Genomic DNA, 15,495 nt, shown 5'->3' on the forward strand with positions numbered 1-15,495 from the left:
CGTTCGGCGGCGGGGTGGGCACCTCTCTCTTCGCGCGCACGCTCTGGTCGCCGCCGATGAGGTGCCGGTTGTCGATCAGCGCCTCGCAGTCGGCAGCGGCCACGTCTTCGTACGGGCGTCGGCACGCGCGGCAGTAGACCCCGGAGGCGTCGACGCGCGTGCCCGCGACGGTGGTGAAGCTGCCGCGGAAATCGGTGCGCTTGGCGACGCGCTCCTCGACCTTGATCTCGACGGCGACGATCCAGACGTGGGCGAGGGACTGTTCCAGTTCCTCGGCGGTGGCTGGGGGCGTGGGCGAACACTGGCCGCCCTGGAGGCCGTTGTCGGAAACGACGACGGAGCCCTGACGGCCCTGGCGGGCGGCGCCGGTGAACGGCCGCTGCCCGCGCTGCTGGCTGCCTACGGGAAGCACACACTCCACCACATCCTGCTCTCTGTCTTCGGTATCGACGCCACCATGGACCACGCCGAGACGTGCCGGCTGGTCGCGGAGATGAATGGGGACCCGGCGGCCCGCATCACTTACGTCCTGACCGATGCCCTGCACAATCAGTTGGCCAATCCGTCCTTCTGGCGATCCATGCGTTCACCGACGCCGACACTAAGAACTCCTAACAAAAAGACGCTTCTGCCCTCGGAATGTATGTATCTGACGGAGTGTTTGCCTTCATGTGAGAAGTGGTGAGCAGCTGCCGTGGATCGTGTCCGATGAACTGTGGGCGCGGATCGAGCCGTTGCTGCCGGTTGTGCCGCGCCGCACCGATCACCCGGGGCGCAAGCGTCTGGACGACCGCAAGGTGCTGTCGGGCATCCTGTTCGTGCTCTACACCGGCATTCCGTGGGAGTTCCTGCCCCAGGAACTGGGATTCGGCTCCGGCATGACCTGCTGGCGGCGTCTGCGTGACTGGAACGACGCGGGTGTCTGGCAGCGTCTACACGAATCGCTGCTGGCCGAGCTGAATGCCGCAGGCGCCCTGGACTGGTCGACGGCGGTGATCGACGGCTCCCACGTGCGGGCCATGAAGGGGGGCCCAAAACCGGACCGAGCCCGGTCGACCGTGCCCGAACAGGCTCCAAGCATCATCTGATCACCGAAGCGCACGGTATCCCGCTGGCCGCGTCGCTGACCGGCGGTAACCGCAACGACGTCACCCAGCTCATGCCGCTGATTGAGGCCATTCCGCCAGTGCGCGGGCGACGCGGACGGCCCCGCCGGCGCCCCGTCAGGCTCTACGCCGACCGGGGATACGACCATGACAAGTACCGTCGGCAGGTCCGGGCGGTCGGGATCACCCCGGTCATCGCCCGCCGCGGCACCGAACACGGCTCAGGACTGGGCATCCACCGATGGGTGGTCGAGCAGAGCTTCGCGCTGCTGCACTGGTTCCGCCGGTTACGTATCCGCTGGGAGATACGCGACGACATCCACGAAGCCTTCCTCCGCCTGGCCTGCAGCATCATCTGCTGGCGACGACTGAGGAACCTCTCACTTTGTTAGGAGTTCTAAGGACGCCCTGACCCTGCTGCGTGCCCTACGCAACGAGGTCCTCCAAGTCTGCTGAGTCAAATCCAGCGGGGCTCGACCTCGCCCGCCGAGACCTGCCGAGTCCCTGCCCTAGCGATAGAATTCGAACGCGTGCTCTAATTCAACGTATGGCTCGCACGACGTTTCCGATCGACCTACTCCAGGCTCAGTACGACTGGAACCGGACCTACTCCGCCCTGGAGCGCAGACCGGTCAAGACGACCGCGCTGCGTCGACGACTTCAGACCTTGTCGGTCAGGCTGGCCGCCCATCCCTTCTGGGAGACGGAGGCCGGCCGGAGCCCCTCGGCGCGAGTCGACCTGCGCCGACGGGTCCGGGAACTGCAGGAGGCTGAGGAACGCCTCACGGATCAGCAACGGCGAATCCTCACGAGCATCAGGCACTGGGTGGCCGAGCACGGTGAGGCGCCCACGCTGCGGCAGATCGCCCAGGACGTAGGACTGGCGAGTACGGGATCAGTCTCCTACCAGATCGACAAGATGGAGAAACTCCGCGCCCTCGGGCGCCGCAGCAATGGCAGGGGAGTCGCCCTGCGCTGGTGAGACCCCAGCGCCTCCGGCGATAGACCTCCGAAACCTGCTGCATGTCGGGCCTGGCCCGGTCACACTGGTTTGTAGGAAGTTGCCCCGAGTTGAGTGCGGGTCCTGTCAGCGGCAGGTCGCCGCCGGTATGGTCGCGGGACGCCCCAGCAAGGGCCGCATCTGGCGGCATGACCCCCCGGGCATGCGCAGCATGTACGGCGGCTCACTGGTCTCCTGCGCCGGATCGCTGGTCATCGTCGACCTGCCGCTCCCCGCGCAGCGGCTGGAGTTCTCCGCGCTCAGGTTCAATCTTGACTGGTACGCATCAGTGCGCCATTGGAGCCGGGGGCGTACTCGCGACGTGTGTTCTTCGCGATCTTTTGCCTGACGGCGTCGGCGAGGTCGACACCCTGCATCTCCGCGATCGCCGTCAGGTAGAGGAAGACGTCGGCGAGTTCTTCGCCGTGGTCGGGCAGGCCTTTGCGCCACGCCGTGAATGCCTCGCCGACCTCGGCCGTGAGCAAACCGAACTCCATAGCGATGTCGGTGGTGTTGAAGCCTTTGGCGAGTTTGTTCTCCCAGGCGAGCTTCTGTGCCTCGGCGATGTCCACGGCAGATCCCCTTGACGGTGCAGTGCGGCGTTCTCGGGGAACAGTAGCGAGGCTCAGGCGCCGGAGAGGCAAGAACGGGACAGGAGTCAGCCGGTGGGGCGGCAGCCAGCTTCTGGCGCCGTCTTGTAGGTGAAAACCGTCGCATGACTGTCCAGGAGCCGGAAGACGCGCTGGTAGGCGCGGGATAGTTCGGCGATCGCCTCCAGATCGGGTGCCTGACCGTCGCGGGCCTTGAGACGGCTGTGCACGATGGCCGCGGGGGCGGTGAGGTGGAGGAAGACTCCGTCGCGGGTGGTGACGAGGCCGGCGAGTTCGAGTGCCTGGTCCCAGGTGAGGCGGGAGCGGTCGCGGTAAAGAGGGCCGTAGACGAGCTCGCTGACGAAGCTGCGGTCCAGGACGAGCCGGCCGGGCTGGGCGAGGAGATCACGGTAGCGGCTGGTCAGGTCCTGATGGTCGGGCGTGCGGGGTGAGTGAGCTGCGGTGAAGTCGTGCTGGGTGACGAGGAGGTCGGCCAGCGTGCTCTTGCCGACGCCGTCGCCGCCTTCGAGTACGACCGTGCGGTGGCCGGCGATCTCCTGCAGAGTCATCCGCCGAGCCACGCGGTCACCTCGTCCGGTGTGCGGAGCACGGCGTCGACGCCGTACTGGATCATCAGGTTGCGGAAGTTGGGCTCGCGGCCTGCCGCGTGGGTGTAAGTGCTGTGTGGCAGATACGCGGCGACCGGCTGGCCCGTGGCGCAGGCGGCCCCTATGAGAAGGGCGGCTCCGGGCGGGGTCTCGGGGCCGGAGGTGTCGACGACGATGCGGGTGGAGCGGAGAGCGGTGGCCCAGTCGTGGCGCGCGGCCGTGAAGGGGTCGCCGGCGTCGAAGCGGGTCGGATGGAGGACCGTGGTCCCCGTGGTGGCGGGAAGTCCGGCGCGTGCTGGGGTGTACGGGCTGGGTTCGACGAACACCGTGTGGGCGTCTCGGGATGGGCGGGATGTTGCCGCGGCCGGGGAGGGGAGTTGGACGACGGCGTCGACGCAGGCCTCGGTGGCCTCCTGGATCTGGGTGTGGTTGCGGGCGGCGAAGTCTGCGAAGCGGCTGCCGCCCGTCGGCTCGCCGGGGGTGCCGAGACGGGGGACGCGGACAATGCGGGTGGCGAGGGCGTCCAAGAGAGGATCGGGGAACACGGAGCGTGGGCCGTGGAGGGTGGCGGAGTGGTCCTGGAAGTCGGTGGTCATCACGATCACGGGTGCGCCGAGGGCTGCGGCGTAGCCGATCTCCATGCAGACGCCGTCGTCCGGGCTGGGGCCGTGGACGATGGCGATGAGGGCGCGGATGCGGCGGAGGCGGTCGCGGTCGAGTTCGAACAGGCGCTTGCCCTTGATGTCGGCGATGAGGTCCTCTTCGTCGGTGTCGCAGAAGGGGAGGAAGACCTGGTCTTCGCCGAGCTTGACGGCGAGGCGGTCGGCCAGGTCGGCGGCGAGGGCGCGGTCGTGGGCGGCGAAGAGACGGTGTGCGACGTAGTGCATCGGGCGGCCTCCTGCTACGGGTCAGGACGTGGCGCGGCGTGGTGCGGGGACGGTAAGAGGGAACCGGGCCGTGTGGCGGGTGGCGGCCTGGACTGCGAGGTCGAGGGCGGCTGCTGGTGGAAGGTGTCGCGCGCGGTGCGCGAGGTAGGCGCCGGCCAGGGTGTCCCCGGCACCGGTGATCTGCCGGACGGTGGGAACGGTGGCGGGAGCGACAGGTCGTGGAGCGTGGCGGTGCGCGAGCACGCGGGCGGGGCGGGGGCCGTCGGTGATGACGGTCTCCAGGCACGGGCTTGGGCGGCCGGTGTGGTGGCTGAGGAGCGCGTGTTCCTGAGCGTTGACGAAGATCGTGGTCGCGTGGTGAAGCCAGGGGATGGCGGCGGGGATGAGCTGGGGGGCACTGGGGAGGTGGAAGTCCAGGCTGAAGGCGCAGCCCTGTGCGGTCAGTGCTTCGAGGACCGTGGGGACGTCAAGGGGGTGGCGGCAGCTGACGTGGAAGACGGCCCGGGGATGGCGGTCGATCACGTGGATGGCGTGGGCGGTGAGGTGCCCGGCGGCCCCGTAGTCGGTGTCGACGTCCGTGACGGTTTCCGTTTCGTCGTAGTGGATGGTGAACGCGGCCGACGGCTCGGAGGCGTGGTAGAGGAGGCTCCAGTCCAGGCTGGGAAGACGCGTGTCGTCGGCCAGAGTGGAAAGGTCGTCTCCGACGGCGGCGGCGGGCGCGGCCGTCAGTCCGGCGCGGGCGGCCGCGGCGGCCAAGTGGAGGGCGGCGCCGCCGAGTTGGTGTACCGGCCGGTGGCCGGGACGGTGGATGTGGTCGAGGGAGATGTTGCCGATCACGATGGTGCGCTGCATCGCGGCTCTCTCCTCGGTCAGGTCCGGGTGTGCGTGCAGTCGGTCAGAGCGGCGCAAGTAGGACGGCGCGTGCACAGGCGGGCGGGTGGCCGGTTGAGGTAGAGGCGTTTGAAGTAGATCAACACGAGGTGGGTCCACCAGGCCGGCGCCGCCTCGACCGGGATGGTGACATCCTGGCCCGCGGCCAGGGTCCGCAGGGCGTCGGTGTGGCGGGCGACGGCGTGCTCCAGCAGGGTGCGCAGGTGTTCGTGGGCGGCGGGGCCGGAGGGGAGGGTGAAGCCGAGGGCGGGGGCGAGCGTGGTGACCATGCCGGAGTCGACGGGGATGATGCCGCAGTGGTAGCCGCGGGCGTACAGGGCGGCGCACTGGGCGACCTTGTAGGAGGCTCCGCGCACCTCGCGGGCGAAGGCAGCGATGAAGACCTTGGCGTCCCAGGCGGCCGGGTCGGTGCCGTCCTTGTCCCAGCGAGCCAGGGTGTCGGCCAGGGAGTAGAGGTAGGTCAGGCGGGCTTCGGTCAGGCCGAGCGGGGCGACCAGGTCGCGGGCCTGGTCGTCATCGAGGTCGGTGAGGGCGTCGAAGCCGATGGTGTCGGCGTGTGCGAGGACGGCCGCGTAGGTGTCGACCATGCGGTAGTTGATCCGGGTGGACCAGCCGGCCGCGAGCATCCGCATGCGCGGGTCGGTGATGGTGGGCGGCCACCAGCGGTTGTGGTCGTGGTTGGCCTCCACCTCGGCGCGGACGTCGTCGAGGGCGGCTGCGCGGGTGACGAACGCCAGGACGCGGTCGTCGCTGCGTTTGGTGGGTCTGGTGACGGTCACGGCGCTGCTCCTGGAGCGGGCGAGTGGGTGTGGGTGGCAAGGGCGAGGGCGAGGGCGAGGTTGGAGGAGATCACGGGGATGCGCAGCCGTGCCTGTAGGGCGGCCGCAGCGGTCAGAGTCCGCCAACCGGTGCACGACAGCACGAGTGCGTCGGCCTCGGCCAGCGCGGCCGGCGGAAGGCCGTCGCACAGCGTGAGGATCTGCGCGGTGGTGATGTGGGGGTAGCCGTCGTCGAGGCCGAGGCTGGCGTTGCCGGTTACCTCGATGCCGTGGGCTGCGAGGGCTTCGGCTTCGGTCTGGGCGACTTGCTCGGGGTAGGGGGTGGCCAGTGCGACGCTGGCCACGTGGCGCTGGTGCAGGGTGGTGGTGAGGGCGTCGAAGGCGGTGATCACGCCCGGCGGCAGCTCCGGCCCGCCGGTGAAACCGGCGGAGGTGCACGCCAGCACGGTGGCGTCCAACGGCAGGTGGCGCATGGAGTCGACGGCACCGGTGGCGGCGGCCCGCAGCCCGTGCCAGAAGGAGTCGTCGACGGCGGTCGTGCGGGAGGCCGGCACGAGCCGAGCGTAGTGGAAGACCACGCCCGGCTCGCCGAGTTGCGGCAACTCCTCCTCCACCGCCACGTTGGCCCACGGCAGCAACACGCCCACATGACGCCGCACCGCCCTGCCGGTGACTGCGGGATCAGCGGGCACGGTGGGTGCCGTAGATGACGCGCGGGGCGTGCCCGGTGACGGTGATGTCGGCCGGCGTGCCCACCGGGACGACGGCGCCGGGATCGACGATCTGGATCGCGTAGGAGCCCAGGCGGCGGAACCAGGTGCCGCGCTCGTCGACGAAATAGGCGTGCACGCCGGGAATCTCCAGGTCGGCCGGGTAGACGCGTTCCTTCATCGGCCGGTCCCACAGCTGGTCGATGTCAGCCTTCCAGGTGGCGAAGTGCTCCGCGGACGGCAGTCCCTCCAGGCTCGCCTCTTCCTCCGCGAGCGGAGTGCCTGGGAACGCGCGGGCCAGGCGGACGTTGGTGCGGTGGCACATCAGCCCCGCGTCGTAGATCCGCCGCAGGGCGGTGAGGTTGGCCAGGTGCGTGGCGTGGGTCTCGCCCGGCAGGCCGTAGATCAGGTTGAGACCGGGCAACAGCTTGGGCAGCCCGTCCGGCCCGCGCTCGGCGCCGGCCTCGTTCACGTGCTCGACGGCGCGCAGCAGGATGTCCTCGGTGCACGTCAGGGTGTTGCGTTCGATCACGGCCGGGTCGAACGACTCGATCCCCATCGGGGCGCAGTTGCCCTCAGTGCAGAACTCGGCGACCGTGACCGCGATCCGCTTGCCTACCGGCGCTGCCACGGCCAACGGGTCGGCGTTGTCGATGTGCAGCATCTGAAGGTCCGGGCCGAGCTCCCGGATTCCGCCCAGCAGGGCCCGGATCGCCTCCTCGCTGCGGCCCTGGTAGGAGAAGAAGCACGTCTGCTGGCCGAGCCGGAAGTGCCGCACCCCCGCGTCGTACAGTTGCCCGGCCTCGGCCAGGACGTCTTCGACCGCCCGGTGCGCGACCGTCGGCGCCTTGGCCGGCTCGTTGCAAAACCGGCAGAACGCCTTGCGGGTGCAGCCGCGGTACAGCTCCAGCTCGGCAACGGGCGCCCAGGGCATCTGTCCGATCAACTCGGCGAACGAGTCGCGGTCCGTCGCCAGCTGCCCGTACGGGGCGGGCTCGCGGCTCCCCAGGGCCAGGGTGGACGCGGTGACGGTGTGGGTGTGGACCGCGTCGAACAGCCCGGCCCAGGAAGCCGGCTCCGACAGGGCCCACGTGGCCATCGGACCAAGCAGGTAACGGCGGCCCCGCACGCAGGCCATCGCGCGGGCGATGTCGTCCTGTCCGGCGTTGACGGCGTGCAGGTGCACCGACGGGACCTTGTCGCCCGCCACCACGACCACCATGTCGGCGTCGCGCAGCAGCTCCACCGCCTTGTCGCGGTTGACGGTCGCCGAGTACGTCAGCCGGTCGCTCAGCGGCGGCTCCACCGCGGGACGGCCGCCGGCCAGGCACCAGCGGACATCGTCGATCGTCACGTACTTCACCTCGGCGTCGGGCCTGGCCCGGCGCAGGGCCGCATACGCCTGCCGCACGTATGCGGACAAGTAAGGGGGGACGCCCAGGCCGCTGGGCTCGACGGTGTAGCAGTCCAAGATCACCACAGGGGCGGTCACCGAGACTCCTCTCCAGTACCAGCTGATCGGGCCGGGCCGTCCGCACCGACGCGGGCGGCCCGCTCCACCTGGCTCACGCGAACGTCCTCGGCCGGAAGCCGGGTCATGAGCGTGTCAACATCCTTGTTCAGGAACGCTGTTCGGGCGGAGGGAAAGTTCAGTCAAGCTCCGCGTGCGCGCCCCCGGAAGAGGGGAAGATGTAGTCCTCCGTAGTCCCGCGTAGTCCAGGGACGGGGTGACGGGATGACCCCTGCACCGCACGCACAGCACCTCGCGTACCTGATCAGCTCAGCCTGCCGGAAACGTGGCTGGGGACCGACCCAGCTGGCACGCGCTGTGGGCCGGGCCGAGGGCAGCGGACCCGACCGATTACAACGTCAGTACGCGCGCAAGTGGATGACCGGCGAACGTACGCCCGACTACTGGTGGCCCTACGTCGCCCGCGTCCTCGAACTCGACCCCGACGCCAGAGGCGTCCCGCAACCGCCCCTCACACCGGCCCCCGCCGATACCGTGGCCTCAGTCATCCAGCTGGGAAGGAGCGACCTCGAGGTGGACCGCCGGAAGTTCCTCACCGCGTCCAGCGGCTACGCCCTCGCCGCCCTCGGCCTGCCCGACCCCGACAGCATCACCCGTCGTGTCCACAGGGCACCCGCTGGAGCCGTCCGCGTCGGGCGCGGCGAAGTGGCCGCCGTCAAGATCATGGTGAAGAGCCTCGGCGACTCCGCGTCCGAGCTCGGCGGCGGACACGCGCGCCACCTCGCCGTGCGCTACCTCACTGAAGACGTCGCACCGTGGCTGAACGGAAAGTACACGGAGGCCACTGGCAGAGAGCTGTTCGCTGCCGCTTCCCAGCTCGCCCACCTCGCCGGCTGGATGGCGCAGGACGAAGGCGACTCCCCCGAGCTTCAAGGCCTCGCCCAGGGCTACTACGCCCACGCCTACGGGCTCGCCGCCGAAGCCGGCGACCGCGAACTCGCAGCCACCGCCTTGCGAGGGCTCGCGGTCCACTGCATCGACCTGGGCTACCACGCCGAAGCCGTCCAGCTCAGCGAAGCCTGCGTCACCTACGGACGCGACCTCGACAATCCGCGCGCCGTGGCCTACTACAACGCCACACTGGCCAACGCCGCCGCTCAGGACAACGACCGTCGCCTTGCCTCCCAGCACCTCGCCCTTGCCGAAACCGCCATCGGCCGCCCCCAGACCGGCCCCACCGACTCCTGGGCCGCCCACTACTCCCCAGGCCGCTGGGCCCACGAAACCGGCATGATCCTCAACCGCCTCGGCGACCTCACCGCCGCCGAGGAACACCTTCTCCTCGCCCTCAACTTCCACGGGGTCGACCGCCGACGTACCCGCGCCATCGTCACAGCCGACCTCGCGGGGGTCCGCCTGCGCCGAGGAAACACGGACGGCGCTCTCACGACGTGGTCCGAGTTCCTCGACTGCGCTGAGGGCATCCGCTCCATCAAAGTTCGCTCGGCCGTTCAGGACATGTCCGTTCGACTACGCCGCCTCCCGAACAATCCCAAAGCACAAGAACTCAGAAGTCGCGCCGCAGCCCTCGCTTGAGACCAGTCCGGCCGGCGCCATCCCGCAATGGAGCCGGTGTCCTATGCGAGCACCAGCCGCCAGCGCCGAAATGCCCAGTGCGTGTCCCCGTCCCAGGTCTGCAAGATGGAGAGGCTACGGGAGCAGGTAGCCAGGAGCTGTTCGACGATGCGGTGATCGGCGAGGAGCCGTTCCGTCTGCTGGAGCAAGATGGTGTCGCCGAGCTCGGTCAGGTGGACACCGTCGCTCCACAGACCAGTTGGTTCGCCGGTGAGGTGCCGCGCGGCGGCCGTGTTGTAGCGCGAGCTCAGCGTTCATGGCCGTGACGGTCTTGGGGTGCCTTGACGGACCTCGGCGTACGCGACACTGGATCTTCCGAAAGGGCTCTACGGGGCGGACATGCTGGCCGCGCCGATGATGGTGGACGACCAGCCCTTCCGGGAGAACGTGGCCGTTCCGTCGGGGGTGATGGTCACCTTGGCGCCGCGGATGGGAAGGTCGCCGTCCACGACGAGCCAGGTGCGGATGCGGTCCAGCTCGTCCCACAGCCGCCGGGGCCCGCCCTGGTGCACGGTCGGGGAGTCCTTGCGCCCGGCGGCCGTGGCGCGTGCCCACGAGCCGTCCGTGTGAAGCATGTAGACGGTGCGGGTGCCGTCGTCCGCCGTGTGCTGGCGGTGGTCGATGCCGGGCGCGAGGAGTTCGAGGGTGGAGCGCACGTCCCAGGTGTCCGGCACGTACATCAGCGGGTAGCGGCTGGTGGTGATGCTCTCGCCGTCGGCGTGCTGGGCGGTCTGCCACAGTGGCGGGTTCTCCGGGAAGGTGTTGTCGTAGTCCTCGCCGTGGCGCGCGGACATGAACCCGGCCGCCTCCGGTGCGACGCGGCCGACGGCGCCGCCGTCGGAGGTCTTGTCCGCGATGATGACCAGCCCGGTGTCGGTGATGGTGGTCACGAGGCGTCCGTCGGGGGCGAGCGCCTCGAGCCACGACGTGGGCACGGCTGGCACGGCGACGGTGGAGATGATCCGGTCGTAGGTGCCCTTGGGCAGGTCGCCAGTCAGGTCGCAGACTTCGACACGCGGATGGTGGCCGGCCTCGGCCAGCCGTTTCCGTGCTACCTGTACGAGATACGGATCGACGTCCACGCTCGTGACTTGCTCCTCACCGAGCCGAGCGCAGGCCAGGGCGGTGCCGTAGCCGCTGCCACAGGTCACCAGCACGCGGGAGGTGTCGGTGATCCACGCCGCCCGGTACATCGTCAGGACCAGCGCGGGCAGCGTGGAGGACGAGGTGGAGCGGCCCGCTCGTCCCCGGGCAGGCGTCTGGCCCGCCTCGGCGTGGTCGGCGTGGAGGTTTCCGACGCGGGTGACGAGCGTGGTGTCGGCGTAGGTATCCCGCAGCCACGCCTCGGGGTCGCTCGCGCCATCGCGCAGCTTCCACACGGCCTCGCCGTCGCTGCTCGTGGCCTTGGTCCACCACCGCGGCACGAACAGGTGCCGCGGGGTCGTGGCCAGCGGCTGATACCAGCGTGACTCGGGCCGGATCACGGTACCGGCGGCCAACCGCTGTGCTGCTGCTTCCCAGTCCTTCAAAGGGTCCTGCCTTTCAGCCCGCAGAGTTCGGGATGACGCTGTCGTCGGCGGGGCCACAGGTTCCGCCACCGCCCTGGCTGTCGTCGTTGGGACCGCAGTCGGGGCCGCACGGGTCGAGGCGGCCGGCCGGGATGCTCGCGGCGACCTGCTGCCACTGCGGCGAGGCGAACACCCGCTCCAGCGGCGTGCCTTGGACGTGCCCGGCCGAAAGGAAGCGGCCGATCACGCAGGGGGTCACGGTACCGTCCGACAGGATCGCGGCGGTCCCTCTCGCGCACCGGCCGCACAGCTCTGACGTGGACGGCAGCCCCTCGCCCTTGACCGCGTTGCCGATGGCTCGGACTCGGTCGACGTGGACTTCCGTGATACCGAGCCCTTCCAGCTCCGCGCGGGCTTCTGCGACACGCTGTCCGTCCAGCACGTCCACGATGCCGACCCGCACGCGGATCCGGCGGCGGTGCGCTTCGATGATGTTCGCGCGGGTCGCGGCGTGGGAGCCCTCGCGCCCCGTGACTGCGTCGTGCCCCTCGTCCGTGTCGGCGTAGTAGGACGTCGCTAGGGAGACACCGGGCCGCTCGCGTCCAGTGGTCGCGGCGGACGCGGTACAGGTTGGAGAACACCTCTACCTTGTGCCCTTCGCCCAGGGCGTGTTCCACGATCTCGACGAAGCCCGGGTGGAGCGTGGCTTCCCCGCCGATCAGCTGGATCTTCTTGACGCCGAGGGCGGCGGCCTCGCTGATGACCCGCTTCCAGTCCTCGACCGCCATAGTGCCGTGTCCCTGGGTCGGACCCGCCTTGACGAAGCAGAGCGTCGGGCACGTGAGCTGACAGCGGTCGGTAACCTCCAGCTCCAGGAAGGTGGGGATAAGGGGCGTTGTCGTCGGTGCTTCGGGTGCGATCGTCACGGGCCGTTCCCTTCGGTCGTGTTCCACGGTGGACCGGCCGCCCCTTCGAAGGAAGGAGACCGGCCAATTCGGGGGCGCTTTTACTCGGACAGCAGGCCTCGGCGGTCTTGGCGAGTAGCTCGGTGGAGGCACGGCTGTCGTGGGTCAGGACCAGGGCGCGGCGCGGCAGCAGGGCGAGCTGGTCGGCGAGGTCGGTGGCCGGGGCCTCCTTGTCCGGCGCGAGGCGGAAGATGTCCGGGTAGCGGTCCTCGGTCTTGCTGGTGAAGAAGTCCTCTTCCTCCAGCGCGCGCGGCGCCGGGACGAGTTGGGGCTCGGCGTCCTTCGCGACGCGGGGGAAGAGCAGCGCGGTGGCGCGGGCCTGTGGAGCGAGCGTCATGCCGAGGATCGAGGAGAGCTGGTCGGGGAAGAACTGCGGCTTCAGTTCCCTGCCCTTGGCGTTCCAGATCGGCTTGGTGCTGCCGGCATGCAGGGCGTCGGTGACGCGCTGGTCTTGGGTGGGGTGCATCTGCTCGCCGTCCAGGACGCGGGCACGCAGCGGCTCGTACAGGCCGGTGGACTCCAGTAGGCCGAAGCCGATCGCGGCGGCCGACGGCCAGGGCAGGATCCGCAGGCCCTCGTCCTCGGGACGGACGAACAGCCGGTCGTTGGCGAGGAGTTCGTACCCTTCGCGGGCGAGCAGGAGGGCCGTGGTGGTCTTGCCGGCGCCCTTGTGCCCGAAGGTGAGGAGGGCGCGGCCGTCGCGGACGACGCAGGAGGCGTGCAGGATGTGGAACCCGGCGCGCAGCAGCTGGCCGCGGATGAGTTCGCGGGCGAGGCGGGAGGCGGCAACGGCGACCGGCTCCGTGTGGGCGCCGACGATGACGAGCCGGCTGGTGGCCGGGTCGTAGTGGTAGGCGAGGCGTTCGGCGGGCTGGATGGCGTAGATCGCGCCGCCCTCGTGCCGGGCGACCAGGGTGCGGGCGTTCGCGTAGTCGACTTCGTCGTGCTCGTAGTCGCCGACCAGGGTCTCGATGTCCGCCAGGCGGTCCATGTCGACGTCGGCCAGGAGCAGGGCGCCGCCTTCGGCGATGCTGCCGCCGGGCGCGACGGGGGCAGCCTCGGCGGTGGCGTTCCACCAGCCGCCGAAGTAGCGCAGGGCCCAGTCGGTGATGTCCTTGGTGTCGCTGACGACTGTGACGGTCGCCTCGTCGGCGTGGATGCGGGTGGCGCTCAGCACGCGGTCTCTCCTTGGAGGGTCTGCTGGTAGGCGGAGTCGAGCTTGGTACGGGCGGCGGTGAACTGCCGCTGTTCATCAGGATCGAGGTCGGGCAGGGCCACGGTCGGGCGGCCCGCGGAGAACTGCAACGAGATTCCGAGCCACACGCCGTCGTGGTTGACGGAGAGCACCTCGGTGCCGTCGCTGATGCCGAGCGTCTTGCGCAGCGCGCCGAGGATCGCGCCGGCCGGGCCGCAGCGGGTGCGGCCGATCCCGGCGTTGATCTGGCGCGGCCGTGCCGCCAGTTGGGCCCGGACGTACTCCAACGGCACGTCGGCAGCACGGCCGTTGACCGTGGTGGTCGAGGCGCAGATGACCGCGCCGTCGCCGTGCTCGCCGATCACCCAGCCGCGTACGGCGGCGGCCGGGACTCGGTGGTGAATGGCGAGGGTGAGCCGGTAGCGGGCCGAGTCGGTGCTGGACCCGATGCCGTACACCCGAGCGGCCGGGCCGACGTCCTTCCTGGACGAGGCAGGGGTTACCCGGTGCTCGCACCCGGTCAGCGAGGCGCTGCTGGCTTCGGCAATGGACACGATCCTGACCGGGTTCGGCTCCATCCCCGCCTACCTGGCACCTTACGGGGTCACGGCGACCGATCTGGACGCCCTTCGCTCCAACCTGCTCGCCTGATCAGACCCGCCCATCTGCGCCCGCGATCCCGAGGATCGCGGGCGCAGATGCGTTGATGAGCCTGGCCGCCATTGGGCTGCACACCAGCGCCTCATCATCCGTTCGGGAGATGGTTCGCTGCGCAACCCACCGTGGGAGCGCCATGACGCTGAAGTCCGGTCCCGGCATCGCCGCAGGCCACGCCTGACGCGCTTTGATCAATTACAGGGCCGGTGCCTACCGAATTCGATCTTGAAATGCCAAACTGTACATGTGCTGCGGCAATTTGGACACCCCTTGGCCGTTGTGCTGGGCGGCTCGTATAACATCGCTTGGGTCGCAACGCGAGCTCTGGTGTCCTAGCGTGGGAATGTGCTGCTGGTAGACCCCTGGGCCGATTCGGGACGCACCCAGCTCGAAGTCGGCGCCGCGCACCCTGTGTTGCTGGACCTTTCCGGCGCGGTCAAGGACGTGGCACGGCTTCAGCAGCTGGCCACCGACCTGCTGCTGCTGGCCCGCCTGGACGCCGGTGAGCGTCCGCCCGCCCAGGCCCGGGTGGATTTGGGGGAACTGGCCGGTGAGCAGGTGGCCCTGGCCCGTCCGACGGGCGACGGTGGCCGGGTGCCGGTGCGTACCGGCCCGCTGGCCGATGCCGAAGTCACCGGTTCTGGGCGGCAACTGGCCCGCATACTGGCGAACCTGATCGACAATGCCCAGCGGCACGCCGCGACCGAGGTGGTCGTGTCCGTACGGGCCACCGGTGACGGCAGGGCGGTGCTGGAGGTCGCCGACGACGGCGACGGAGTGCCCGAGGACCAGCGCGAGCGGATCTTCGAGCGGTTCGTACGGCTCGATGGCGCCCGCAGCCGCGACGACGGGGGAACCGGCCTCGGCCTGGCCATCGCCCGGGACCTGGCCCGGCAGCACGGTGGCACGCTCACGACAACCGCCCGCCGGGGCCGCGGCGCCGTATTCACCCTTGAACTGCCGCTCGGGCCCGGTCGGATCAGCTCGATCCCCTAAGGGCACAGATCCGATGAGGGTGCTGTCGGTCAGGCCGCGGGAGCGGGCAGCTGCCGACCGATCAGCGTCCGCGGGATCGGCCACCGCGCGACGAGAAGATCCTGGTTGAGGAAAGCAATCAGGTCACCACGCCAGCCCTCCGCCAGTACCGTGCGGTACAAGCTCACGAGCGAGTGCGGTTGGTTCAGGCCGTAAGGGAGACGCGCAGACCAGGCGACGTGCAGAGGCAACTCGACCGTCCCATGGTGTCCTGGTGTTGTGGGTGATGACCTGGCTCGCCGTCTCCAGGAAATCCTCCGGAGCACTCCCGGCGAGCGCCCCGGCTGCGTCTCTGGCCGCCAGGACCGCGACCAGCAGCTCGTCGCGACTGCCGAAGTAGTGCCGCTCCTCCCCGGAAGTGGTGGCCGAACTCACACGGTTCCTGCTCCAGGTGCGATCCGTGTGCCTTATGTGTGTCCTGCTCGGCGGTCAGCACGACGAACCATTTACGGCCCTCG

Annotated in this window: 16 protein-coding genes and 2 pseudogenes; 6 read left to right on the forward strand and 12 right to left on the reverse strand. The window is 69.7% G+C overall.

The genetic code is table 11. From position 1 onward, the window contains the following. The first annotated feature begins 61 nt into the window (after positions 1–61). The 3 genes from OG819_RS40330 to OG819_RS58760 all read left to right on the forward strand — a co-directional run bounded on the left by OG819_RS40330 (position 62) and on the right by OG819_RS58760 (position 2,088). A complete protein-coding gene (locus tag OG819_RS40330; protein WP_266654093.1) occupies positions 62–685 on the forward strand; it encodes a hypothetical protein in 624 nt (207 codons plus the stop codon). A 4-nt stretch (positions 686–689) separates the two neighbouring features. After that, positions 690–1,498, forward strand: a protein-coding gene (locus OG819_RS40335; RefSeq protein WP_266655512.1) for an IS5 family transposase whose coding sequence is annotated in 2 segments (ribosomal slippage) — positions 690–1,023 and positions 1,023–1,498 — 810 coding nt in all. Because the reading frame shifts where the segments join, the coding sequence is not laid out codon by codon here. A 155-nt stretch (positions 1,499–1,653) separates the two neighbouring features. Next, positions 1,654–2,088, forward strand: coding sequence for a hypothetical protein (locus OG819_RS58760; protein ID WP_323139410.1), 435 nt, complete (start codon positions 1,654–1,656; stop codon positions 2,086–2,088). Between the two features lie 284 nt (positions 2,089–2,372). Here OG819_RS58760 and OG819_RS40350 read toward each other — a convergent pair whose 3' ends face one another. The 7 genes from OG819_RS40350 to OG819_RS40380 form a co-directional block, all read right to left on the reverse strand. Beyond that, positions 2,373–2,678: a MazG nucleotide pyrophosphohydrolase domain-containing protein gene (locus tag OG819_RS40350; RefSeq protein ID WP_266654095.1), complete on the reverse strand. Its 306-nt coding sequence runs from the start codon at positions 2,676–2,678 to the stop codon at positions 2,373–2,375. 86 nt (positions 2,679–2,764) lie between these two features. Next, the gene (locus OG819_RS40355) at positions 2,765–3,265 is read right to left on the reverse strand and encodes a hypothetical protein (RefSeq protein ID WP_266654097.1); all 501 of its coding nucleotides are present in this window, start codon (positions 3,263–3,265) and stop codon (positions 2,765–2,767) included. Beyond that, a complete protein-coding gene (locus OG819_RS40360) occupies positions 3,262–4,191 on the reverse strand; it encodes a nucleoside 2-deoxyribosyltransferase (protein ID WP_266654099.1) in 930 nt (309 codons plus the stop codon). Before OG819_RS40360 ends, OG819_RS40355 begins: the two co-directional genes overlap by 4 nt. Positions 4,192–4,212: 21 nt before the next feature. Continuing rightward, positions 4,213–5,043, reverse strand: a complete 831-nt coding sequence (locus OG819_RS40365) for a PfkB family carbohydrate kinase (RefSeq protein WP_266654101.1) — start codon at positions 5,041–5,043, stop codon at positions 4,213–4,215. A gap of 17 nt (positions 5,044–5,060) precedes the next feature. Beyond that, the gene (locus OG819_RS40370; protein WP_266654103.1) at positions 5,061–5,861 is read right to left on the reverse strand and encodes a hypothetical protein; all 801 of its coding nucleotides are present in this window, start codon (positions 5,859–5,861) and stop codon (positions 5,061–5,063) included. After that, entirely contained in the window at positions 5,858–6,553 is a 696-nt protein-coding gene (locus OG819_RS40375) for a hypothetical protein (RefSeq protein ID WP_266654105.1), read from the reverse strand. The genes OG819_RS40370 and OG819_RS40375 overlap by 4 nt, the downstream gene beginning before the upstream one ends. Next, the gene (locus OG819_RS40380) at positions 6,543–8,063 is read right to left on the reverse strand and encodes a radical SAM protein (RefSeq protein ID WP_266654107.1); all 1,521 of its coding nucleotides are present in this window, start codon (positions 8,061–8,063) and stop codon (positions 6,543–6,545) included. The genes OG819_RS40375 and OG819_RS40380 overlap by 11 nt, the downstream gene beginning before the upstream one ends. Positions 8,064–8,459: 396 nt before the next feature. Here OG819_RS40380 and OG819_RS40385 point away from each other — a divergent pair, with 396 nt between their 5' ends. Further along, on the forward strand, positions 8,460–9,638 hold the full coding sequence (locus tag OG819_RS40385; RefSeq protein WP_266654109.1) for a tetratricopeptide repeat protein: 1,179 nt from the start codon (positions 8,460–8,462) through the stop codon (positions 9,636–9,638). 41 nt (positions 9,639–9,679) lie between these two features. On the opposite strand, the gene OG819_RS40390 is transcribed toward OG819_RS40385, so the two are convergent. From OG819_RS40390 to OG819_RS40410, 5 genes and pseudogenes are all read right to left on the reverse strand, one after another. Beyond that, on the reverse strand, positions 9,680–9,826 hold the full coding sequence (locus OG819_RS40390) for a hypothetical protein (RefSeq protein ID WP_266654111.1): 147 nt from the start codon (positions 9,824–9,826) through the stop codon (positions 9,680–9,682). Between the two features lie 177 nt (positions 9,827–10,003). Next, a complete protein-coding gene (locus tag OG819_RS40395; RefSeq protein ID WP_266654113.1) occupies positions 10,004–11,206 on the reverse strand; it encodes a methyltransferase domain-containing protein in 1,203 nt (400 codons plus the stop codon). Positions 11,207–11,219: 13 nt separating this feature from the next. After that, the gene (locus OG819_RS58765; protein WP_323139411.1) at positions 11,220–11,648 is read right to left on the reverse strand and encodes an SPASM domain-containing protein; all 429 of its coding nucleotides are present in this window, start codon (positions 11,646–11,648) and stop codon (positions 11,220–11,222) included. A gap of 202 nt (positions 11,649–11,850) precedes the next feature. Continuing rightward, positions 11,851–12,243: pseudogene (locus tag OG819_RS58770) on the reverse strand (radical SAM protein); the annotation flags it as partial. A gap of 1,077 nt (positions 12,244–13,320) precedes the next feature. Continuing rightward, positions 13,321–13,899: a hypothetical protein gene (locus OG819_RS40410; RefSeq protein WP_266654115.1), complete on the reverse strand. Its 579-nt coding sequence runs from the start codon at positions 13,897–13,899 to the stop codon at positions 13,321–13,323. Here OG819_RS40410 and OG819_RS58775 point away from each other — a divergent pair. Then, complete coding sequence (locus OG819_RS58775) at positions 13,892–13,996, forward strand: hypothetical protein (protein WP_323139412.1); 105 nt, start codon at positions 13,892–13,894, stop codon at positions 13,994–13,996. The two genes, OG819_RS40410 and OG819_RS58775, sit on opposite strands and share 8 nt — an antisense overlap. 366 nt (positions 13,997–14,362) lie before the next feature. Further along, a pseudogene (locus OG819_RS40415) lies at positions 14,363–14,998 on the forward strand (sensor histidine kinase); the annotation flags it as partial. Between the last annotated feature and the right edge of the window lie 497 nt (positions 14,999–15,495).

The sequence above is a fragment of the Streptomyces sp. NBC_01549 genome (assembly GCF_026339955.1).
Lineage (GTDB): Bacteria > Actinomycetota > Actinomycetes > Streptomycetales > Streptomycetaceae > Streptomyces.

What these genes read in the sequence shown, in the direction of transcription:
- OG819_RS58760 (WP_323139410.1), top strand. Translation starts at nt 1,654, where the DNA reads ATGGCTCGCACGACGTTTCCGATCGACCTACTCCAGGCTCAGTACGAC.
- OG819_RS40355 (WP_266654097.1), bottom strand. Translation starts at nt 3,265, where the DNA reads ATGACTCTGCAGGAGATCGCCGGCCACCGCACGGTCGTACTCGAAGGC.
- OG819_RS40360 (WP_266654099.1), bottom strand. Translation starts at nt 4,191, where the DNA reads ATGCACTACGTCGCACACCGTCTCTTCGCCGCCCACGACCGCGCCCTC.
- OG819_RS40365 (WP_266654101.1), bottom strand. Translation starts at nt 5,043, where the DNA reads ATGCAGCGCACCATCGTGATCGGCAACATCTCCCTCGACCACATCCAC.
- OG819_RS40385 (WP_266654109.1), top strand. Translation starts at nt 8,460, where the DNA reads ATGACCGGCGAACGTACGCCCGACTACTGGTGGCCCTACGTCGCCCGC.
- OG819_RS58775 (WP_323139412.1), top strand. Translation starts at nt 13,892, where the DNA reads ATGGACACGATCCTGACCGGGTTCGGCTCCATCCCCGCCTACCTGGCA.